Annotated in this window: 19 protein-coding genes; 17 read left to right on the forward strand and 2 right to left on the reverse strand. The window is 59.6% G+C overall.

Going from position 1 to position 22,420, the window contains the following annotated elements:
* The first annotated feature begins 85 nt into the window (after nt 1-85).
* The 6 genes from HGP16_RS04170 (at nt 86) to HGP16_RS04195 (ending at nt 6,496) form a co-directional block, all read left to right on the forward strand.
* Nucleotides 86-892 (forward strand): UDP-2,3-diacylglucosamine diphosphatase, encoded by an 807-nt coding sequence (locus HGP16_RS04170; protein ID WP_168838765.1) that lies wholly within the window; start codon nt 86-88, stop codon nt 890-892.
* A 166-nt stretch (nt 893-1,058) separates the two neighbouring features.
* Nucleotides 1,059-2,276, forward strand: coding sequence for an MFS transporter (locus tag HGP16_RS04175; protein WP_168838766.1), 1,218 nt, complete (start codon nt 1,059-1,061; stop codon nt 2,274-2,276).
* Between the two features lie 156 nt (nt 2,277-2,432).
* Nucleotides 2,433-3,587 (forward strand): ABC transporter permease, encoded by a 1,155-nt coding sequence (locus HGP16_RS04180; RefSeq protein ID WP_168838767.1) that lies wholly within the window; start codon nt 2,433-2,435, stop codon nt 3,585-3,587.
* A gap of 12 nt (nt 3,588-3,599) precedes the next feature.
* Complete coding sequence (locus tag HGP16_RS04185) at nt 3,600-4,463, forward strand: ABC transporter ATP-binding protein (protein WP_168838768.1); 864 nt, start codon at nt 3,600-3,602, stop codon at nt 4,461-4,463.
* 9 nt (nt 4,464-4,472) lie between these two features.
* Nucleotides 4,473-5,843, forward strand: coding sequence for an MlaD family protein (locus tag HGP16_RS04190; RefSeq protein WP_168838769.1), 1,371 nt, complete (start codon nt 4,473-4,475; stop codon nt 5,841-5,843).
* Between the two features lie 38 nt (nt 5,844-5,881).
* Nucleotides 5,882-6,496 (forward strand): ABC-type transport auxiliary lipoprotein family protein, encoded by a 615-nt coding sequence (locus HGP16_RS04195; RefSeq protein WP_168838770.1) that lies wholly within the window; start codon nt 5,882-5,884, stop codon nt 6,494-6,496.
* Nucleotides 6,497-6,554: 58 nt separating this feature from the next.
* Here the strand turns inward: HGP16_RS04195 and HGP16_RS04200 are convergent, their stop codons facing one another.
* Nucleotides 6,555-6,953 carry an SRPBCC family protein gene (locus tag HGP16_RS04200; RefSeq protein WP_168838771.1) on the reverse strand — a complete coding sequence of 133 codons (399 nt, stop codon included), beginning with the start codon at nt 6,951-6,953 and terminating at the stop codon, nt 6,555-6,557.
* Between the two features lie 287 nt (nt 6,954-7,240).
* Here HGP16_RS04200 and gndA point away from each other — a divergent pair, with 287 nt between their 5' ends.
* A complete protein-coding gene (gndA, locus tag HGP16_RS04205; RefSeq protein WP_168838772.1) occupies nt 7,241-8,668 on the forward strand; it encodes an NADP-dependent phosphogluconate dehydrogenase in 1,428 nt (475 codons plus the stop codon).
* Between the two features lie 55 nt (nt 8,669-8,723).
* Here the strand turns inward: gndA and HGP16_RS04210 are convergent, their stop codons facing one another.
* Nucleotides 8,724-9,755, reverse strand: coding sequence for a LacI family transcriptional regulator (locus tag HGP16_RS04210; RefSeq protein WP_168839160.1), 1,032 nt, complete (start codon nt 9,753-9,755; stop codon nt 8,724-8,726).
* A gap of 461 nt (nt 9,756-10,216) precedes the next feature.
* Between HGP16_RS04210 and HGP16_RS04215 the strand changes: the two genes are divergently transcribed.
* From HGP16_RS04215 to HGP16_RS04260, 10 genes are all read left to right on the forward strand, one after another.
* Nucleotides 10,217-11,452, forward strand: coding sequence for an ABC transporter substrate-binding protein (locus HGP16_RS04215; protein WP_168838773.1), 1,236 nt, complete (start codon nt 10,217-10,219; stop codon nt 11,450-11,452).
* A 213-nt stretch (nt 11,453-11,665) separates the two neighbouring features.
* A complete protein-coding gene (locus HGP16_RS04220) occupies nt 11,666-12,571 on the forward strand; it encodes a carbohydrate ABC transporter permease (RefSeq protein WP_168838774.1) in 906 nt (301 codons plus the stop codon).
* 4 nt (nt 12,572-12,575) lie between these two features.
* A complete protein-coding gene (locus tag HGP16_RS04225; RefSeq protein ID WP_312862848.1) occupies nt 12,576-13,505 on the forward strand; it encodes a carbohydrate ABC transporter permease in 930 nt (309 codons plus the stop codon).
* A gap of 3 nt (nt 13,506-13,508) precedes the next feature.
* A complete protein-coding gene (locus HGP16_RS04230; RefSeq protein WP_168838776.1) occupies nt 13,509-14,600 on the forward strand; it encodes an ABC transporter ATP-binding protein in 1,092 nt (363 codons plus the stop codon).
* Between the two features lie 58 nt (nt 14,601-14,658).
* Nucleotides 14,659-17,121, forward strand: coding sequence for a glycosyl hydrolase 2 galactose-binding domain-containing protein (locus tag HGP16_RS04235; protein ID WP_168838777.1), 2,463 nt, complete (start codon nt 14,659-14,661; stop codon nt 17,119-17,121).
* 78 nt (nt 17,122-17,199) lie between these two features.
* Nucleotides 17,200-17,961, forward strand: coding sequence for a sugar phosphate isomerase/epimerase family protein (locus HGP16_RS04240; RefSeq protein ID WP_168838778.1), 762 nt, complete (start codon nt 17,200-17,202; stop codon nt 17,959-17,961).
* A gap of 11 nt (nt 17,962-17,972) precedes the next feature.
* Entirely contained in the window at nt 17,973-19,106 is a 1,134-nt protein-coding gene (locus HGP16_RS04245) for a Gfo/Idh/MocA family protein (RefSeq protein ID WP_168838779.1), read from the forward strand.
* Nucleotides 19,107-19,175: 69 nt separating this feature from the next.
* The gene (gene mgrA / locus HGP16_RS04250) at nt 19,176-20,207 is read left to right on the forward strand and encodes an L-glyceraldehyde 3-phosphate reductase (RefSeq protein WP_168838780.1); all 1,032 of its coding nucleotides are present in this window, start codon (nt 19,176-19,178) and stop codon (nt 20,205-20,207) included.
* 92 nt (nt 20,208-20,299) lie between these two features.
* The gene (locus HGP16_RS04255; RefSeq protein WP_168838781.1) at nt 20,300-21,910 is read left to right on the forward strand and encodes a glycoside hydrolase family 43 protein; all 1,611 of its coding nucleotides are present in this window, start codon (nt 20,300-20,302) and stop codon (nt 21,908-21,910) included.
* 144 nt (nt 21,911-22,054) lie between these two features.
* On the forward strand, nt 22,055-22,381 hold the full coding sequence (locus tag HGP16_RS04260) for an RcnB family protein (RefSeq protein WP_168838782.1): 327 nt from the start codon (nt 22,055-22,057) through the stop codon (nt 22,379-22,381).
* The last annotated feature ends 39 nt before the right edge of the window (nt 22,382-22,420 follow it).

The raw sequence follows: 22,420 nt of genomic DNA on the forward strand, positions 1-22,420 counted from the left end.
GTTTGTCATCTTCCTGAAACACGAGTCTGGTTTTGGAATAGCGAAGGTAGATAGGGCACGGACTGAGAAGTTCGTGAATGAAAACATGGACACCCGGCGATTCCGAACGCTGTTCATTTCTGACGTGCACCTGGGCTCGAAGGCCGCCAAGGCGGACTACCTGCTCGACTTTCTCCGTCACCACGAGGCCGATACCATCTTCCTGGTCGGTGATATCGTCGACGGCTGGCGCCTCAAGCGCAATTGGTACTGGCCGCAGGATTGTAACGACGTTGTGCAGAAGCTCCTGCGCAAGGCGCGCAAGGGCACGCGGATCGTCTACATTCCCGGCAATCACGACGAATTCCTGCGTGATTTCCCCGGCATGCATTTCGGCGGTATCGAGGTGGCGCAACGCGCCATGCATGAAGCGGCCGACGGCAAGAAGTATCTCGTCCTGCATGGCGACGAATTCGACGTCGTCGTCCGCAATGCCCGCCTGCTCGCCTATCTCGGCGACTGGGCCTATGACATGGCGATCCTGATCAACATCGGTCTTGCTGCAGTGCGCCGCCGGCTGAACATGCCTTACTGGTCGTTCTCGGCCTGGGCGAAGCTGCAGGTGAAGCATGCCGTCAACTTCATCGGCGAATTCCAGCGTGTCGTTGCCGAGGAAGCCAAGCGCAATAATGCCGATGGTGTGATCTGCGGTCATATCCACCATGCCGTCATCGAGGATCTCGACGGCGTGCGCTATATCAATACGGGCGACTGGGTGGAAAGCTGCACGGCGATCGCCGAGCATGAGGATGGCACGTTCGAACTCATCACTTGGCGGAGCATTCTGGAGACGCAGCCGGCCGGCTCGCCAGTCGAGGAAATGCCGCAGTCGCTCGGTGCTCAGGCGGCCTGATCCAAGTCTTTTCACGGACTTGATAATGGCCTGTCATAATTATTGATCGTCGTGGAACCGCCGAAGCCTAGGATTTATCCGAAACGTTACGGTGTTGGCCGTTTCTCGCCATGGTCGTATTCTCGATAGCATGATAGGGACAAATAAGTTCCCCTTCAGGTCTGTCATGATTCCCGCGATCAAATCCTTCCAGGGCGAGGGTGCGCCTCCTTATTTCCGCCTGCGCACCGCCTTGTCCTATTGCGCTCCGTTATTCGTGAACGGAATTGCGCTGCCGTTCTTTCCCGTCTGGCTGGCGGGGTTGAATTTCAACGACCACGAGATCGGTCTCGTGATCGCAATCCCCATGGTCGTACGCGTCCTGGTAACGCCGGTCATCGCCGTGTTGGCGGATCATATGACGGAGCGTGCCGATGTGCTGCTGTGGTCCGGCGCCCTGTCGCTTCTGACGGCGATCGCGCTCTACTGGACCAGCGACTTCTGGCCGGTGCTTCTGGTCTATGGCATCCAGGGCGCAACCTATGCGCCATATGTGCCGGTGGTAGAGTCGATCGCCATGTCGGGTGTGCGTCGCTGGGGCTTCGATTACGGCTCCATGCGCGTGTGGGGATCGATCACATTCATCCTGTCGACCCTTCTCGGCGGTCAATTGATCGGCATGTGGGGCGGAGCGACTGTATTGCCTGTCATGGTGGCAGGTTTCGTTCTGACGACGCTGATGGGCCTGTTTGCTCCGCGCATCGGGCCGACGCGCCGCCGCAACCAGCCGATCAATCTGCAGCCGCCGACCGGAAATTTGCGCTCCCCGCAGTTGCTCGTCACCATGATCGGGGTATCGATACAGCAGTCGAGCCATGCGATGCTCTATACGTTCGCGTCGATCTATTGGCGCAAGCTGGGCTTTTCCGGCGCGGAGATCGCCGTGCTCTGGAGCATCGGTGTGGCTGCGGAGGTGATGGTCTTCTTCCTCTCGAAAAAGCTGAGCCGGCGGTTCAGCGCGTGGACGCTGATCTTCTTCGGTTCGACCATGTGCATCCTGCGCTGGGTTCTGTTTCCGATGAATTTCGGTTTCATGGGCTATTTCGTGCTGCAGTGTTTTCATTCCTGCACCTATGCCTGCGTCCATACCGGCATCCAGCGCCGTATTGTCGCCTCGGTCCATGAAACGCAGGAATCATCGGCTCAAGGCGCCTATTATTTCTACAATGGTATGTTCCTCGGCCTGATGACGCTGGCATCCGGCTATCTCTATGCCTGGCTGGGCCTCGAAAGCTATTATGTCATGGCCGGCATCGCCGCTTTCGGCCTGGGCATGGTCATTTTCGCCTACGGGCTGCAGGCCGGGAAGCCGGCGATGGGCGGGGGCGCTCACGGCGTGTCCTAACGCGGTGCAACAAATTCATTTGGATATCAAAAAGCCGTGACATATGTTGGCACCGGCGCGAGATGGAAATTCCCTGCCTAGTCGGTGTATTAAGCATCGACCATGCGGGCTCTCTGAGTCGGCGCATGTTGTGCCAGATTTGAAAGACGCGTAAATTTGAAAGCGGCCGAACAAAAGTCCGATGCACCGAGGATCGACGATGCGCCCGAAGGCGCGGGTCATCGCTATCGGCTGGAGGGTAATTGGCGGAGCGCCAATGTGCACGGCGTGCTGCGGCAGATCGAGCAGCTGTCGAAGCGCAGCTCCGGCGGCGAAGTCGTGATCGATCTTTCCGATCTTTCGGATGTCGACACGGCGGGTGCGCTGCTGATCCGCCGGCTCAAGGAAAGCCAGGAAGCACATAAAGCCCGCGTTACGATCGAAGGCTCCAATCCGCATATCGACGAATTGCTGACGGCATTCGATGAAGATCCCGATGCTGAGGCCGGAGAGCCGAAACAGAAGACATCGCTGGCGGAGCGGATTCTCGCGCCGATCGGCAAGAGCGTCTATGAGATCTGGGGCAATCTTGTCGCCGCCATGTACATATTGGGTTCGGCCGTACGCGGTGCGCAGCTCAAATTCGGGCGCGGCAGCGGCGTTTCGCCAGCTTCGATCGTTAACCAGATCGATCACATGGCGGTACGCGCCGTTCCGATCATTCTGCTGATGTCATCGCTGATCGGCGCCATCATCGCGCAGCAGGGGGCTTTCCAGCTGCGCTATTTCGGTGCCGAAGTCTTCGTCGTCGATCTGGTCGGCATCCTGCAATTGCGCGAAATCGGCGTGCTTTTGACCGCGATCATGATCGCCGGCCGCTCCGGCAGCGCGATCACCGCGGAAATCGGCTCGATGAAGATGCGTGAGGAAGTCGACGCGCTGAAGGTCATGGGCCTGAATCCCATCGGCGTGCTCATTTTCCCGCGGCTGGTGGCATTGACGGTGGCTTTGCCCTTGCTGACGGTCCTTGCCAACTTCGCCTCGCTTTTCGGTGCCGCGATGGTTGCCTGGGGCTATTCCGGCATCACCATTGCGACCTTCATCTCCCGCCTGCATGAGGCGATCAGCCTCTCCACGGTCATTTCGGGTATGATCAAGGCGCCGTTCATGGCGCTTGTCATCGGCATCGTCGCGGCGGTGGAAGGATTGAAGGTCGGAGGCAGCGCCGAGTCTCTGGGGCAGCACGTGACCTCGTCGGTGGTGAAGTCGATCTTCGTCGTCATCCTGATGGACGGGCTCTTTGCCATGTTCTACGCAGCAATTGATTTCTGAGGAATGGCAAGGATGAGCGCGCTTCACTCGGACATTCCACTGCAGAAAGATGAGCGGGGCCGGGATATCGTGCTGTCGGCACAGGATGTCACCGTCGCTTTCGGACCGAAAGTCGTCCTGGATAAATTGAACCTGAATATCTATCGCGGCGAGATCCTGGGTTTCGTCGGGGCTTCCGGTGCGGGCAAGTCGGTGCTGCTGCGCACGGTGCTGCGGCTGCTGCCGCGTCGCTCGGGCAAGATCGAGATCCTCGGTGAAGACTATGACACGCTCTCCGAACCGGAGCGAAACCAGCTCGATATGCGGCTTGGCGTCCTCTTCCAGCAGGGGGCACTGTTTTCGTCCCTGACGGTGAAGGAAAACATCCAGGTGCCGATGCGGGAATATCTGGACCTGCCGCAGGAGATGATGGACGAACTGGCGCTGATGAAGATCCGCATGGTGGGTCTCGCCGCGGATGCCGCCGATAAATATCCTTCCGAACTGTCCGGCGGCATGATCAAGCGCGCAGCACTTGCGAGAGCCCTGGCGCTCGATCCGGACCTTGTTTTTCTTGACGAGCCGACATCCGGCCTCGATCCGATCGGTGCCAGCGAATTTGACGAGCTGATTGCCAGGCTGCGCGACACGCTCGGCCTGACCGTCTATATGGTGACTCACGACCTCGACAGCCTGTTTTCCGTCTGCGACCGTATTGCCGTTCTCGGACAGAAGCGGGTATTGGTGGAAGGTACGGTTGAGGACATGCTCGCCTGCGATGATCCCTGGGTGCAATCCTACTTCAGGGGCAAGCGCGCACGTTCGATCGTGCCGCGGGAAGACATCAGGGCGCACAACGACGACAAAGGCGCAAGCGCCAACGGCCGCGAGAAGTGACTGGAGACAATGGAAACCAAAGCGAATTATACGATCGTCGGGTTCTTCACGCTGCTGGTTATCGCGGCCGCCTTCGGATTCGTCTACTGGATGGCCGAGTATGGCCGCGGCGGACCGATGGTCGAACTCGTGGTGCGCATTCCCGGCTCGGCAAACGGCTTGAGCGTCGGTTCGCCGGTCCGCTTCAACGGTATTCAGGTCGGCTCGGTGCAGGGCCTTTCGATCGATGCCGACGATCCCAATTATTCTCTGGCTTTCACTCAGGTACGCGCTGATGCGCCGGTCTATACCTCGACAAAGGCTATCCTGGAAATTCAGGGTCTGACGGGTGCCGCCTATATCGAGCTTTCCGGCGGCCGCAACGGCGACGAGAACATCTTGAAGCGTTCGGTCGATACCGGCAAGCGCGCGGTGCTGCTCGCCGATCAATCGAGTGTGACCAACCTGCTGACGACGGCCGACAAGATCCTGAACCGCGCCAACGACACGATCGGCGACATCCAGGGGTTTGTTTCGGATTCGCGCGGACCTTTGACCGACACGGTGCGCAACGCGCAGAAATTCTCCAAGGCCGTCGCCGACAATTCCGACAATATCGACAAGTTCCTGGCAAGCGTCGGACAGCTGTCCGATACCTTCAAGACGGTCTCCGTCCGCGTCGACTCGACGCTGGATGCGATCGAGAAGCTGGTGCGCGCGGTCGATGCCCGGAAGGTCAACGACGTCATTGCCAATGCCGACAAGATCACGGCGAACGTAGCGGATGCCACGACCGATCTGAAGGCGACGGTTGCGAGCTTCAAGGAGACGGCCGACACCTACAATGCTTTCGGGCAGAAGGCGCAAAAGACGCTCGAGCACGTCGACCAGATCATTGCATCGATCGATCCGGCGAAGGTCAAGGGATCGGTCGACGACGTTGCTGAGGTGACGAAGCAAGCGCGCGCGGCCGTCGCGTCGATCCGCGATGTCGCCAACTCCGTTGCTTCGCATCAGCGGGATATCGATCAGACGATCGCCAATGCCCGCGATATCTCCACCAAGCTCAATACGGCATCCGGCAAGGTCGACGGCATTCTGACGAAGGTCGATTCCCTGCTCGGTAACGACAGCACGCAGTCGCTGTTTGCCCAGGCCAAAGAGACGCTCGAATCCTTTAAGAAGACGGCTGACAATCTCAACTCCCGCATCGGCCCGATCGCCGACAACCTGCAGAAGTTCTCAAGCGGTGGCCTACGCGACGCGCAGACCCTGATCAACGACATGCGGGGCACGGTTGACAATCTGAATAGTACAATCACAAATTTCGACCGCAATCCGCAGCGACTGATCTTCGGCGGCGATACGGTCAAGACATATGATGGCCGCGCGCGGCGTTAATGAATAGCGATATCTGATTTCCAGGGGATAAGCGGAATATGGTCGGTTGCGTGTCGAGTGAGCGTCATCAGGTGTGGAAAGCTGTGATCGCATTGCCAGTGCTCGCAGCCTTGCTCGGAGGCTGTGGAACCGCCTCGAACAACGACACCTACGATCTTTCCGCGTCGGTGAAGGCAAACGGCCCCTCGGTCAAGAGCCGCCAGATCCTCATCCCGCCGCCAACGGCGCTGCAGGCGCTGGACAGCAACCAGATCGTCATCCGCGTCTCGCCTTCGGAAATCCAGTATCTCGGCAAGTCGCAATGGAGCGACAAGCTGAGCAAGATGGTACAGTCGAAGCTGGTGGAAGCCTTTGAGAATACCGGTAAGCTCGGCGGTGTCGGCGTGCCGGGGCAGGGCCTTGCAATCGACTATCAGATCGTCACCGACATCCGTTCCTTCGAGATCAATGCCTCCGGTGGCCAGAAGACGGCGACGGTCGAAATCTCGGAAAAGATCCTGAACGACCGCACCGGTACGGTGAAAGCGCAGAATGTCTTCCGCAAGGTCGTGCCGGTCAGCGGCGGCGGCAACCCGGATTTCGTCCGCGCGCTCGATGCGGCGTTTGCGGGCGTGGCCGGCGAGCTCGTCGATTGGACATTGCGTTCGCTGTAAGGCCCTGGAACTGTTCAGTTCCTGCCTGAAATCGGCTGCGCCCTTTTCCTGGAATGCTTCAGCGCTCCATAAGCTCTTTCAACGTCTTCAGATCCTTCATTATGTGCGCGGCATCGGCTGCAAACTGTTCCTCGGTCATGCCGGGCAGCTGGAGCAGGGTGAACATGACCTCGCAGCCATCGCCATTCGGTACGATGCGCAGCGCATTGTGAACCTGCAGGCCGGAGTCCAGCGTCACTCGATGGTCGATGACACCGAAATCGTTGCGGGGCGAGAAGCGCACGCGGGCGGTGCCGAGAGGACCTTCCGCGATCCATTCGTCTCCATCCTGCGTCAGTCCCGATGCCAGTCCTGACGCCCAGAAAGGCATGTTTTCCGGACGGCTGGCATAGCCGTAGACTTCCTTCCAGTTACGATCGATGGAGATATGCACGATCTTCGCATTCATGGTCGACATGCTGTCTTCCTCCTCTATATCCCTCATGGCCCGACGATCGGCCGGGCAATCGCGGCTTCGGGAAATGGATAAATCGCGAATCCAGCAACATTCTTGCACGGTCCTGCAAAGGGGACGATTCACGGCTCGCGAAGGCTTGCCGTTTTCCGTCCGGAGTGCAACAACAACGCCGAACGTAGGGCCGTCGCAGGTCGCGTCGAGGGCATTGCGTCGTATCGGATGTTGATGCGTCTTCCGGGTCTTTAGGGTAGGGCCGGGCGCAGTCAAAGACTCATTGGAGGATTGTCGTGGAAAAGGCAGAAATCGGGCTGATCGGTCTCGCGGTAATGGGATCGAATCTGGCGCTCAACATTGCCGAAAAAGGCAACAAAATCGCGGTTTTCAACCGTACGCCGCAGGTAACGGATGAATTCTACGCGAATGCGGGTGCGCTCAAGGACAAGATTATTCCTTGCAAGACGATCGAGGAGTTCGTCGACGCGATCCGTCCGCCGCGGCCGATCATCATCATGATCAAGGCCGGCGAGCCGGTCGACCAGCAGATGGCGGCGCTGCAGCCGCATCTGGACAAGGGCGACATCATGATCGACGCCGGCAATGCCAATTTCCGCGATACGATCGCCCGTTTCGACCGTCTCAAGGACACCGGCCTGACCTTCATCGGCATGGGCGTATCCGGCGGCGAAGAAGGTGCGCGTCATGGCCCATCGATCATGGTCGGCGGCACGGAAGACTCCTACAAGCGCGTCGAGAAGGTGCTGACGTCGATTGCCGCCAAGTATAATGACGATCCATGCGTTGCGTGGCTCGGCAATGACGGCGCCGGCCATTTCGTCAAGACCATACACAACGGCATCGAATATGCCGACATGCAGATGATCGCCGAAATCTACGGCATTCAGCGCGATGGACTCGGCAAGAGCGCTGCCGAGATCAGCTCCATCTTCGGCGACTGGAACAAGGGCCGCCTCAATTCCTACCTGATCGAGATCACCGAGAAGGTTCTGGCAGCCAAGGACCCGGCGACCGGCGGCGCCATGCCTGACGTGATCCTCGACAAGGCTGGCCAGAAGGGTACTGGCAAGTGGTCTGCCATCGAAGCCCAGAACATGGGTATTCCCGCAACCGCGATCGAAGCGGCCGTTGCGGCCCGCAGCCTGTCTGCGATCAAGAGCCAGCGCGAAGCTGCCGAAAAGATCTTCGGCACGCCGGATTACAAGTTCCCGATCAGCTTCGGTCCTGACCTACTGAAGGATCTCGAGCTTGCTCTGTTTGCAGCCAAGATCGGCGCCTATGCGCAGGGCTTTGCCGTCATGGCGGAGGCTTCGAAGGAGTTCAACTGGTCGCTGCCGATGCCTGTGATCGCCAAGATCTGGCGTGCCGGCTGCATCATCCGTTCGCAGTTCCTCGACGAGATCACCAGCGCCTTCACCAAGACCCCGGATGCGGCGAACCTGGTCGTCACGCCGGCCTTTGCCGAGATGGTCAAGGAATCGATCCCGTCGCTGCGCCGCATTGTTTCGGCTGCCACGGCCTCTGGCCTGCCGGTTCCGGCTCTGGCTTCGGCGTTGACCTATTTCGACGCCTATCGCCAGGCTCGCGGCACCGCTAACCTCATCCAGGCCCAGCGCGACTTCTTCGGCGCACACGGTTTCGACCGTGTCGACGGCAAGGATATCCATCACGGCCCTTGGGGCAGCGGCGCCAACGGCTAAAAGAATTGCCAGATCTGAAGAGGCCCGCCGGAGAAATCCGGTGGGCTTTTTGTTATCAGCTCTTCGGCCAGACGGGCGGGCTGATGCTTTGCAGCAGTTCCGGCTCGACCCCGTCGATACGGGCGATGACGGCCTTTGCGAGTTCCCGGCCGGCGTGGCGGAAATCTTCCGACACCGTGATGATCTCGGGCCTGATCCAGCTCAGGACATCGGCCGATTGCTTGGCGACCATGTCGATATCGCGGCCGAGACGGAACCCCGCCGCCTCGATGCCGGCATTGACGGCGATGGCGCCGCCGCTGCTGGAGCAGATGATCCCATCGGGCGCATGCGGAGAGCGCATCAATGCTTCGGTCGTGTCCTTGATATCGGCAAGCGCATTGTCGGTGGTTATCCTGAGCGGGACCTCTTCGGCACCATATTGATGCAGGCCCGTCTGGAAGCCGATGCGCGTATGCGAATAGTAGGTGAGCTTGCTCGACGGCTGCAGCAGCGCCAGGCGACGCCGCCCTTTCGCGACCAGCGCACGGACGGCCTCGTGCGCGAAGGCTTCATTGTCGAAGTCGTGGAAGGGATGGACGATACCCATATCCGTCCGTCCATGCGTGGCGAAAGGCATGTTGCGATTATGCATAAGCTCGACGCGCGGATCATCTGGCTCCGTACGCGATATGATAACGCCGTCGGCGGAGCCGGTGTCGAGGATATAACGCACCGGCACCAGCGGATCCTTGCTGTGCGAATGCGGCGTGATGACCAGGTGGTATTGCGTGCCGGCCAGGACCTCGGAGATGCCGAAGACGATGTGGCTGGTAAAGCCCATGATTTCTTCGTCGATGCTCAGCACCAGCGCGATGACGTTGGTCTTGCCGGTTCTCAGGCGCACGCCGGCCCGGTTCGGCTGATAACCCAGTTGGCGGGCGACCATGCGCACGCGCTCTTTGGTTTCGGCGCCGATGTCGGGAGCATCCTTCAGTGCGCGTGAAACAGTGGTAATTCCAAGCCCCGTCATGAAGGCGATCGTCTTCAGTGTTGGCCGCTCGGGTCCAGACCGCGTACCGCCGCCTGAAGTTTTGTTGTTGTCCATTCCGTTCAAGCCCGCCTCCCGGCCGCCTCCCGCGACCAATCCGCTTATATCGCCCAGGCCTGCATCGCAAGCATCGGCGAAACGCGGCGTCTCCTCACTTTGAATAGAAACTGTAACGATACAGTACGAATGTCGAGTACTATTTTAGATATGTTTTTCGACGCCATTTCCAAGGGTTGTATTAGAGCTTGCCGTTAGGTGGCTTTCCATCGGTGGCACGGCATCAAAGGATATGACTATGCATTTTTACGAAAATATCGCTTATAATCAATCTGTTATTAAGGTGCCCCCTTGGCCGTGCCTGTTGAAAAACCAATGCCGGCGGCTTGATTTCGCAGGCGATAATTTATCCATAGGTTGTATAATCGCTCGTTGTCGAAAAAATCTCGAGTTGGCGGTTGCGCAGCGAAAATGATTCGACTAGGTTTTTCCGGCAACGTTTCAGTGAGGGAGGAGAACTCATGAATATTCGTTTAATGGCTGCTGCGCTGGCTGCTTCCGTCGTGTTGCCGCTTGGTGTGGCCAAGGCGACCGATCTTGAGGTAACGCATTGGTGGACCTCGGGTGGCGAAGCAGCCGCCGTGGCCGAGTTGGCAAAGGCTTTCGACGCAACAGGCAATCATTGGGTTGATGGCGCGATCGCCGGCTCGGGCGGGACTGCGCGTCCGATCATGATCAGCCGTATTACCGGCGGCGATCCGATGGGTGCCACCCAATTCAACCACGGCCGTCAGGCCGAGGAACTGGTGCAGGCGGGCCTCATGCGCGATCTGACCGATGTCGCCACGCAGGAGCACTGGAAAGACATCGTTCGCCCGTCGAGCCTGCTCGATTCCTGCACGATCGACGGCAAGATCTATTGCGCGCCGGTCAATATCCATTCCTGGCAGTGGCTCTGGCTTTCGAATGCCGCCTTCAAGAAGGCCGGCGTCGAGGTTCCAAAGAACTGGGATGAGTTCGTCGCCGCCGCTCCCGCGCTGCAGAAGGCAGGCATCGTTCCGCTCGCTGTCGGTGGCCAGCCGTGGCAGGCTGCGGGTGCCTTTGACGTGCTGATGGTCGCCATCGCCGGCAAGGACACCTTCCAAAAGGTGTTTAACGACAAGGATGCGAAAGTTGCCGCCGGACCGGAGATCGCCAAGGTCTTCAAGGCTGCCGACGATGCCCGCAAGATGTCCAAGGGCTCCAACGTTCAGGATTGGAATCAGGCCACGAACCTGGTCATCACCGGCAAGGCCGGCGGCCAGATCATGGGCGACTGGGCGCAGGGTGAATTTGCCCTTGCAGGTCAAAAGGCCGGCACGGACTATACCTGCCTTCCGGGTCTCGGTGTCAACGAAGTCATCTCGACGGGTGGTGATGCGTTCTACTTCCCGCTGCTGAAGGACGAGGCCAAGTCGAAGGCTCAGGAAGCGCTCGCCAAGACGCTTCTCGATCCGAAGACGCAGGTTGCTTTCAACCTGAAGAAGGGTTCGCTGCCCGTGCGCGGCGACGTGGATCTCACCTCCGCCAACGACTGCATGAAGAAAGGCCTGGAAATCCTGAAGAAGGGTAACGTGATCCAGGGTACGGACCAGCTTCTTTCCGCCGACAGCCAGAAGCAGAAGGAGGACCTGTTCTCCGAATTCTTCGCCAATCCGTCGATGACGCCGGAAGCGGCTCAGAAGCGCTTCGTCGAGATCATCGCTGCTGCTGATTGATCTCTATCTTCTCGCTGTAGTGATACCGGCCTCGCCTTGCGGGCCGGTATCACGGCCGGGACACATCCTGTGATCCGGCTGGCTACGGCGCCTCTTGGGCGGCGGACCCACAGGGATGTGACGTTCGGCCGTGGATGAGGAGGGAGCGACAGGAACCGGGTCATGTCCGGAGTTCCTGATCATCGAAGCAATCGCGCTTTGGAAGGAGTTACAATGACGGGTCATGCGAAAGCCGGCCGGCCAAATCAATTTCTGCGCAATCTGAACTCGAAGATTGCATCCATTCCAATGATCCTGACAGCCGTCGTCATCTTCCTCGGCGGCACAATCTGGACCGTGGTTTATTCCTTCACCAATTCAAAGCTGCTGCCACGTCTCAGCTTCGTCGGACTGGACCAATACCACCGCTTGTGGGCGGCGCCGCGCTGGGTCATGTCCATCGAAAATCTTGCCATTTACGGCATTCTTGCCATGATCTTCAGTCTCGTCATCGGCTTCGTGCTGGCTGCGCTGATGGACCAGAAGATCCGGTTCGAAAACACATTCCGCACGATTTTCCTCTATCCTTTCGCCCTTTCTTTCATCGTCACCGGCCTCGTCTGGCAGTGGCTGCTCAATCCTGAATTCGGCATCCAGTCCGTGGTGCGTTCGCTGGGTTGGACGACCTTCGCTTTCGATCCGCTCTATACGCCGAGTATCGTCATCTATGGCGTGCTGATCGCAGCGCTCTGGCAGGGAACGGGCCTCGTGATGTGCCTGATGCTCGCCGGCCTTCGCGGCATCGATGAGGATATCTGGAAAGCAGCGCGCGTCGATGGGATACCCATGTGGAAGACCTACCTGTTCGTGGTCATTCCGATGATGCGCCCTGTCTTCATCACGACTCTCGTCATCATCGCCAGCGGTATCGTCAAGGTCTACGACCTCGTCGTCGCGCAAACGAGCGGCGGACCCGGTATCGCTTCGGAAGTTCCGGCGAAATACGTCTACGACTACATGTTCCAGGCGCAGAACCTCGGTCAGGGATTTGCGGCTTCCACCATGATGCTGGTCACTGTCGCGATCGTCGTCATCCCCTGGGCCTACCTGGAATTCGGCGGAGGGCGCAAACGTGTCTGATACTATTACTCTCAAGAATGCGAACGGCGGTGCTGCCTTGACGGACAAGCCGCTCTCCGGACCGAGTGGCCGCAAGCCGCGCCGGGTGATTTCCGGCCGCAACATCATGCTCTACGGCACGCTTTTCGTTGCTGCCACCTACTACCTGTTGCCGTTGTACGTGATGATCGTCACGTCGCTGAAGGGAATGCCGGAAATCCGGCTTGGCAACATCTTCTCGCCGCCGCTCGAGATCACCTTCGAACCATGGGTGAAGGCCTGGGCAACGGCTTGCACCGGTCTCAATTGTGACGGTCTTTCCCGCGGCTTCTGGAATTCCGTACGCATCACCGTGCCGTCCACGATCCTCTCGATCGCGATTGCCTCGGTCAACGGCTATGCGCTCGCCAACTGGCGGTTCAAGGGCGCGGATTTCTTCTTCTCGATCCTCATCATCGGCGCGTTCATCCCTTATCAGGTGATGATCTATCCGATCGTCATCGTACTGCGTGAAATCGGGATATACGGTACGCTCAGCGGACTTATCCTGGTGCACAGCATCTTCGGTATGCCGATCCTGACCTTGCTGTTCCGCAATTACTTCGCGTCGCTGCCTGCGGAGCTTTTCAAGGCTGCGCGCATCGACGGCGCCGGCTTCTGGCAGATTTTTCTGCGCATCATGCTGCCCATGTCGCTGCCGATCTTCGTCGTCGCCATGATCCTGCAGATCACGGGTATCTGGAACGACTTCCTGTTCGGCGTCGTCTTCACCAGGCCGGAATATTATCCGATGACCGTCCAGCTCAATAACATCGTCAATTCCGTCCAGGGTGTGAAGGAATACAACGTCAACATGGCGGCAACGATCCTTACGGGTCTTGTTCCACTTATCGTCTATTTCGTCTCCGGACGGCTTTTCGTTCGGGGCATCGCCGCCGGCGCAGTGAAGGGGTGATCCATGAACAGCAGCGTTTCCATCAAAGATCTGTCGCTCGATTTCGGCGCGGTCACCGTTCTGAAGAACCTCAATCTCGAGATCAATGACGGCGAATTCCTGGTGCTTCTCGGTTCGTCGGGCTGCGGCAAGTCGACTTTGCTCAACTGCATTGCCGGCCTGCTCGACATCACCGAAGGGCAGATCTTCATCAAGAGCAAGAACGTCACCTGGGAAGAGCCCAAGGATCGTGGCATCGGCATGGTGTTCCAGTCCTATGCGCTTTATCCGCAGATGACGGTCGAGAAGAACCTGTCCTTCGGCTTGCGCGTCGCCAAGGTACCCCAGGCAGAGATCGACAAGCGCATCGCGCGTGCCGCCGAGATTTTGCAGATCCAGCCGCTTTTGAAGCGCAAGCCGGCAGAGCTTTCGGGCGGCCAGCGTCAGCGCGTCGCGATCGGCCGCGCGCTGGTGCGCGATGTCGACGTCTTCCTCTTCGACGAACCGTTGTCGAACCTCGATGCCAAGCTGCGTTCGGAGCTGCGCGTCGAAATCAAGCGGCTGCACCAGTCGCTGAAGAACACGATGATCTATGTCACCCATGACCAGATCGAGGCGCTGACGCTTGCCGACCGCATCGCGATCATGAAGAACGGCGTCATCATGCAGCTCGACGATCCCACGACGATCTACAACGAGCCGCGCAATCTCTTCGTGGCCGGCTTCATCGGATCGCCATCGATGAACTTCCTCAAGGGCGAACTGGTAAACCGCGAAGGCAAAGTCGTGTTCGCGACCAACGACGTGCTGTTTTCTCTCGACGGCTACAAGGCCGGCGAGGCTCTGGAGGTCGGCCGCAAGGTTGTGCTGGGTGTCCGTCCCGAGCACATCAAGGTCAATGAGGAGGCTGCGTCCGGCGCCGAGGTCCACAATGCCACTGTCGATATCGAGGAGCCGATGGGCGCCGACAACCTGCTGTGGCTGAAGCATGCCGGCCATACGATGTCGGTTCGCGTCAACGGCGCCAGGCGCTTCGGCCCCGGTTCGGCCGTAAAGCTTGGTTTTGACATGTCTGTCGCGTCGCTCTTTGATGCGCAGACGGAACTCAGAATATGATCCCATGCCCGGAGGCGGTTTGACCGCCTCCTTCTTTGCAGCGGTCCGGGGAGGTCCGATGTCGTCTTCGATCAATGATAATTTTGCCGTCGATCTGGCCGGGTCGTGGAGGCTGACCTCTCCCGACAGCGACCATTCTCTTGCCATATCTCTGCCCGGTGATGTCCACACGGCCCTCCATGCGGAAGGGCTTATTCCCGATCCCTACTTCGGCCGGAACGAAGAGGTCGTGCAATGGGTCGCCAAGCAGGATTGGGAGCTGACGCGCAGCTTCAGGCTCGATGATATCGGCGGCGACTGGTACCTCGATATCGATTATCTCGACACCGTCGCAAGCGTCTACGTCAATGACGCGCTCGTGCTGGAGGCCAATAACTGCTTCCAGCGTTATCGTCCCGATGTCTCGAAGGCGCTGAAGACGGGCGAAAATACCATTCGCATCGTCCTGCATTCGAGCATCGCGGCCGGCGCCGCCCTGCAGGCGAAGCAGCCCTTCTACATCCCCTATAGCACCGGCAATTCGCCGATCCCGAACGGCAACATGCTGCGCAAGCCGCAATGCCATTTCGGCTGGGACTGGAACATTGCTATCGCTCCGCTCGGCCTTTACGGCACGATCGCGCTGAAGAAGCTCGAGATCGCCTGTATCGAGACGATCGTCACCCAGCAGCTCCACAACGACGACGGCTCCGTCGACCTCAAGGTGACGGTGGCGCTGTTTGCCAAGGGAACCGGGATCGCGCAGCTCTATTTTTCGCTTGACGACGAACGGGTGCGCCTCGATGTCGGCGTCAATGCCGGGGAAACATCGATCACCCATGTCTTCCATGTCGACAAGCCCCGGCTCTGGTGGCCGGCCGGCAATGGTGAACAGGCACTCTATGCGCTCTCCGTGGAAACCAATTTCGAAACCGTCACGCGGCGGATCGGCCTGCGCACGGTCGAGCTGATCACCGACGAGGATGAGGCCGGCAGCCGTTTCGTGTTGAAGGTCAACGGCCGCGAGATATTTGCGCGCGGGGCCAACTGGATTCCGGCTGACGCACTGTTTTCACGGTCCAACCCGGCCGCGACCGAGGACCTGCTGCAATCGGCTGCCGCGGCCAACATGAATGCCATCCGCGTCTGGGGCGGCGGCTTCTACGAGCACGACTGGTTCTACGACACCTGCGACCGCCTGGGGCTTATGGTGTGGCAAGACTTCATGTTCGCCTGCAACCTCTATCCCTCGACGGGCGATTTCCTCGAGAATGTCGAGGCGGAGGTGGACTACCAGGTTCGCCGGCTCGCGACGCATCCCTCGATCGTTCTCTGGTGCGGCGACAATGAGCTGGTGGGCGCGCTCACCTGGTTCGAGGAATCCCGTAAGGATCGCGATCGCTATCTCGTCTCCTACGACCGCCTGAACAGGACGATCGAGCGCGCGATGAAGAAGGCGCTGCCGGATGCGATCTGGTGGCCGTCAAGCCCGGCGTCGGGCTATCTCAACTTTGGCGACGCCTGGCATGCCGATGGTTCCGGCGACATGCATTACTGGTCGGTCTGGCACGAGAACAAGTCCTTCGACAATTATCGTTCCGTGCGCCCGCGCTTCTGCTCGGAATTCGGCTTCCAGTCCTATACCTCGCTGCCCGTCATCAAGACCTATGCCGAGGCGAAGGATATGAACATCGCCTCTCCGGTCATGGAGCTGCACCAGAAAAATGCCGGCGGTAACGAGCGCATTGCCGGCACGATGTTCCGCTATTTCCGCTTCCCGAAGGATTTCCCGAATTTCGTCTATTTGAGCCAGGTCCAGCAGGGCCTCGCCATCAAGACGGCGGTTGAGTATTGGCGTTCGCTGAAGCCGCATTGCATGGGCACCATCTATTGGCAGCTCAACGACACATGGCCGGTGGCCTCCTGGTCGAGCCTCGATTACGGCGGTCGGTGGAAGGTGATGCACTATCTGGTGCGGCGCTTCTTCCAGCCGGTATCGGTCGCGGCAATTCCCTCCGAAGACAACAAGACGATCCGCTTCTCCTTGGTCAATGACACCAATGCCGATGTCACAGCCGATATCTCGGTCTCGTTGCTGAAGCTCGACGGCGAGCGTGTGCCGCTGACCACGGCGCATGCCGTCTGCACGCCGGACGCGGCTGTCACGGCATTGTCGATCGATACGGATCAGGTGCCGGCCGATTGCCTGCTGGCGTGGCGTTTCACCGCATCGAACGGCATGGGCGGCGAGGGGCATTATGTCCACGGCACCTACAAGGCCCTCGAGCTTCAGCCCGCCGACCTGACGGCACTACGGGAGGAAAAGGAGGAAAACGGCACGGTGGAACTCACCGTCGCCGCCAAGGGACTTGCGCTGTTCGTGATGATCGAGAGCGAGGTGGAGGGGCGCTATTCTGACAACGCCTTCGATCTTGCCGCCGGCGAAAGCCGCCGCATCGTCTTCACGCCGACCAAGCCGCTCCCAGGCGGTGTGCCGGATTTCCGTATTTACGATTTGCAATCCAGCCAGTCGGTGGATTGAGCTATCGCGCCGTCATGACGGTGCATTCGGGGCCAAAGGCCCAAGACAGACGGCCGGAAGGCCATTGGAGGACTATCGATGACGAAACTTGGATTTCAGCTGTATAGCGCCCGCAATTTCCAGCCCTATTCGGAGATCTTCGTAAAGCTCGGCAAGGCCGGCTACGCCGAGGTCGAGGGCTTCGGCGGTATTTATGCCGATCTGGACGAGACCGGCCTCAAGAACCTGCGCGCCGAACTCGACAGGAACGGCCTGACCATGGCGAGCGGCCATTTCAGCCCGGATTTCCTCGACGGCGAAGTGCAGAAGTCGCTCACCATCGCCAAGACCCTCGGCATGGATTCGATCTATGCCCCGCATATCGGCGCCGACCAGCGCCCGAAGGATGCCGCCGGCTGGCGCGCATTCGGCAAGCGCCTGCATGAAATGAGCAAGCCTTATAAGGATGTGGGCTTCGAGTTCGGCTGGCACAATCATGATTTCGAATTCGTCAAGCAGGCCGATGGCTCGCTGCCGATCGAGCAGATCTTCGAAGGCGCTCCGGATATCTCCTGGGAAGCCGATATTGCCTGGGTCATCCGCGGTGGCGGCGATCCCTTTGCCTGGATCGAAAAGCTGGGGCCACGCATCACCTCCGTTCACGTCAAGGACATCGCGCCGGCGGGTGAGAACAAGAACGAGGACGGTTGGGCAGACGTCGGTCACGGCACTGTTCCGTGGGCAAAGCTGCTCAAGGCGCTGGCCGGGACGAAAGCCAAGCACTTCGTCGTCGAACATGACAATCCGAGCGATGTCGATCGCCTGATCACGCGCTCCATCGCATCCTTCAAGAGCTTTTGAGGCATATCCACATGGCTAAGGAACTTGGCGTCGGCATCATCGGATGCGGCAATATCTCAACGACCTACTTCTCGCTTTCGCCGCTCTTCAAGGGCCTGAAAGTGCTGGCGTGCGCCGATATCAATATGGAAGCGGCGCGCCTGCGCGCCGAGGAATACAAGGTCAAGGCGCAGACCATCGACGAACTGCTCGCCAATGACGAGCTCGACGTCATCGTCAACCTGACCATCCCGGATGCGCATTTCCCGGTTTCCAAGCGCATCCTCGAAGCGGGCAAGCACGTCTACTCCGAAAAGCCGCTGGTGCTGACGCTGGAGCAGGGTGAAGAGCTGCGCCGCGTCGCCAAGGAAAAGGGGCTGGCCGTCGGCTGCGCTCCGGACACCTTCCTCGGTGGTGCCCATCAGCTCGCCCGCAAATTCATCGATGACGGCGGCATCGGCCGCGTCACCTCGGGTGCATGCTATGTCATGAGCCCGGGCATGGAAATGTGGCATCCGAATCCGGACTTCTTCTTCCTGCCCGGCGGCGGCCCGATCCTCGATCTCGGCCCTTACTATATCGCCAACCTGATCAACCTGATCGGTCCGGTGAAACGTGTCGGCGCGATGACCTCCATGGCGTCGCCGACCCGCACCATCACCAGCCAGCCGCGCAACGGTGACATTATTCCCGTGAAGACGCCGACGACGATCCAGGCGCTGCTGGAATTCGTCAGCGGTGCAAGGATCACGCTGACGGCGAGCTGGGATGTCTGGTCGCACCGCCATGCCAATATGGAGCTCTATGGCACCGAGGGTTCTCTCTACGTGCCCGACCCGAACTTCTTCGGCGGCACCGTCGAGGCGAGTGGGCGCGACAAGGACATCAAGCCGCTGGAAAACTGGGCGCATCCTTTCGGCATCGTCAACCAGGAAAGCCCGAGCGGCTCGCGCGCCAATTATCGCACGGCCGGTCTTGCCGACTTAGCCGCGTCGCTGATCGACGGCCGGGATGCGCGTTGCTCGCTGGACAGGACGCTGCATGGCGTCGATGTCATGACCTCGATCCTGAAGTCGGGCGAGGAGGGTCGTTTCATCGACCTGACCACGACCTGCACGCAGCCGGCGGCACTCGGCATCGAAGAGGCGCAGGCGCTCTTGAAGTAAGCGCTGGAAGAGCTAGTTTGCGCGCGGGTGAGCAATCCGCGCGCTTTTTCATCTCGAAGGAATTCCATCATGGCCTGGCAACCGGCATCCGATCGCTATTCAAAAATGAAATACAACAGGACCGGCCGTTCCGGTCTGAATCTGCCGGCGGTCTCGCTGGGACTCTGGCACAATTTCGGCGGCGACACGCCGCATGAGCGCAAGATCGATATGTGCCGCACGGCCTTCGATCTGGGCATTACCCATTTCGATCTCGCCAACAATTACGGCCCGCCTCCCGGCAGCGCCGAGACCGCGTTCGGCGAGATCCTGCGCACCGATTTCGCCGGGCTGCGCGACGAGCTGATCATCTCCTCCAAGGCCGGCTACAATATGTGGCCAGGTCCCTATGGCGAATGGGGCAGCCGCAAATATCTGATCGCCTCCTGCGATCAGAGCCTGAAGCGCATGGGCCTCGACTATGTCGATATCTTCTATTCCCACCGCTTCGATCCGGATACGCCGCTCGAGGAGACCTGCGGCGCGCTCGATCATATCGTCCGCTCGGGCAGGGCGCTCTATGTCGGGATTTCCTCTTACAATTCGCAGCGCACGCGCGAGGCCGCGGCAATCCTGAAGGAACTCGGCACGCCATGCCTGATCCATCAGCCGAGCTATTCCATGCTCAATCGCTGGGTCGAGGATGACGGTCTGGTGGATACGCTTGAGGACCTCGGCATTGGCTCCATCGTCTTTTCGCCGCTGGCGCAGGGCATGCTGTCGACCAAGTATCTCGGCGGCATTCCGGACGACAGCCGCGCGGCCCAGAACCACTTCCTGAAGCGCGACTTCATCCGTCCGTCGATCATCGATAATATACGAAAGCTCAACGAGATCGCCGAGAAGCGCGGCCAGACACTGGCGCAGATGGCGATTGCCTGGGTTCTTCGCGGTGGCCGCATCACGTCGGCCCTGATCGGCGCCAGCCGCTCGTCGCAGATCGTCGACTGCGTCAAGGCGCTCGATAATCTCGACTTCACAGCGGAAGAACTGAAGCAGATCGATGTCTATGCCAAGGAGGCGGACATCAATCTCTGGGCAAAGTCGGCCGAACGGGACTGATCATCATAAAACGCCCGGAACCAGCTTCCGGGCGTTTTTCTTTGTATGACCGCACATCGCCGCATGTCGTGGTCTCTGGAGGAGAGAGTTTCATGATCCGCAATCCGATCCTGCCGGGTTTCAATCCCGACCCGTCCATCTGCCGTGTCGGCGAGGACTATTATATCGCCACCTCGACATTCGAATGGTATCCGGGCGTTCAGATCCATCATTCGCGCGATCTCGTGAATTGGACCCTGGTGAGGCGGCCGCTGGAGCGTGCGTCGCAGCTCGATATGCGCGGCGAGGCCGACAGCTGCGGCATCTGGGCGCCTTGCCTCTCCTATGCGGATGGCCTGTTCTGGCTCGTCTATACCGACGTCAAGCGCTATGACGGCAACTTCAAGGATGCCCATAATTACATCGTGACCTCGCCGACCATCGAAGGCGAATGGTCCGAGCCCGCCTATGTCAACTCATCCGGTTTCGACCCCTCGCTGTTTCATGACGACGACGGACGCAAGTGGTTCGTCAACATGCAATGGAACCACCGCACCGAGAGCTATGGCGGCTCGCCGAAGACGCCGGCCTTCGACGGTATTCTCCTGCAGGAATGGGATCCGGCGACGAAATCGTTGAAGGGGTCGATCAGGAACATCTTTGCCGGCACGGAGCTGGGGCTGGTCGAGGGGCCGCATCTCTTCAAGCGCAACGGCTGGTACTATCTGACCACGGCTGAAGGCGGCACCGGCTATGATCATGCCGTGACCATGGCCCGATCGCGCGACATCGCCGGACCCTACGAGCTCCATCCGAACAAGTACCTGATCACCTCGAAGGATCATCCGGAGGCGGCGTTGCAGCGCGCCGGCCACGGCCAATATGTCGAGACGCATGACGGGCAGTTCTATCATACGCATCTTTGCGGGCGCCCCCTGCCGCCGCATCGTCGCTGCACGCTCGGCCGCGAGACGGCTCTGCAGAAATGCGTCTGGAAAGAGGATGGCTGGCTCTATCTCGAAAACGGCACCAGCGTTCCCGATGTCGAGGTGACCGGCCTGAATGGTGCCCAGCGCATCGAAAAGCCGCGCCGCAGCGGCTATAATTTCGATGAGCGGGAATTGCCGATGGATTTCCAGTGGCTGCGCACGCCGCAACCGGAGCGCATCTTCAGCATGACGGAACGTCCCGGCCATTTGCGGCTTATCGCCCGCGAAAGCATCGGTTCCTGGTTCGAGCAATCGCTCGTCGCCCGCCGTCAGGAGCATCACAGCTTCCGCGCCGAAACGGTCGTCGACTTTGAGCCCAATACCTACCAGCAGGTCGCCGGGCTGACGCATTACTACAATCGTTTCAAGCTGCACGCCATCGCCGTGACCCTTCACGAGAAGCTCGGCCGCTGCGTCACCATCATGACCTGCCCGGGCGACTATCCGAACGGTCGCCTGAGTTTTCCGATCGACGGCGGGGTTGCCGTGCCCGATGGGAGGATCCAGCTTGCCATGGAAGTGCGCGACAACGACCTGCAGTTCTTCTGGCAGGCGGAGGGCATGGGAGCATGGCAGTCCATAGGACCCGTGCTCGATGCCGGCGTCATCTCGGATGAGGGCGGGCGCGGTGAGCATGGCTCCTTCACCGGTGCTTTTGCCGGCGTGTTTGCCTTCGACACTTCGGGTCGGGCGAAGACGGCGGATTTCGACTGGTTCAACTACGATGAATTGTAAGTTCGGGCGATGGCTTGCAGTGATGTGGACGCGAAACTGTGCCGGCCAATCTTGTCCATTACCGAATTGTAATTCGACTGTCAGACTCGTTTCATGTCTGTCACGGTAAGTTCGCGTGCAGATTCTGAAATGAGGAAACAACCAATGAGAAAAATCTTCACCGTCCTTCTTGCGGCATCCGTTCTGGCGATGCCGCTGGCTGCGACGGCGCAGGTCAAGCCGGCTCCAGCTGGCAAACAGGCCGCCATGCAGAAAGAGGTGGTGAAGAAGAAGGTCGTTGTCCGCAAGGGCGGTTGGGTCAAGGGCCGCCGCCTGTCCGCCTCCGATCGGCATCGTGCGGCGGACATCGACTATCGCGCCTATCAGCTGTCCGCGCCCCCGCGCGGCTATCACTGGGTCCGCATCAACAACAATTTCCTGCTCGTCGGCATTACCAGCGGGCTGATCTCAAAGGTACATGAAGCCCGGTAGATTGGGCACAATCATCGCCGGGCGAAGTAAGGGCGGCCC

This window comes from Rhizobium sp. P40RR-XXII, from assembly GCF_012641405.1.
In the GTDB taxonomy this organism is placed as follows: domain Bacteria; phylum Pseudomonadota; class Alphaproteobacteria; order Rhizobiales; family Rhizobiaceae; genus Rhizobium.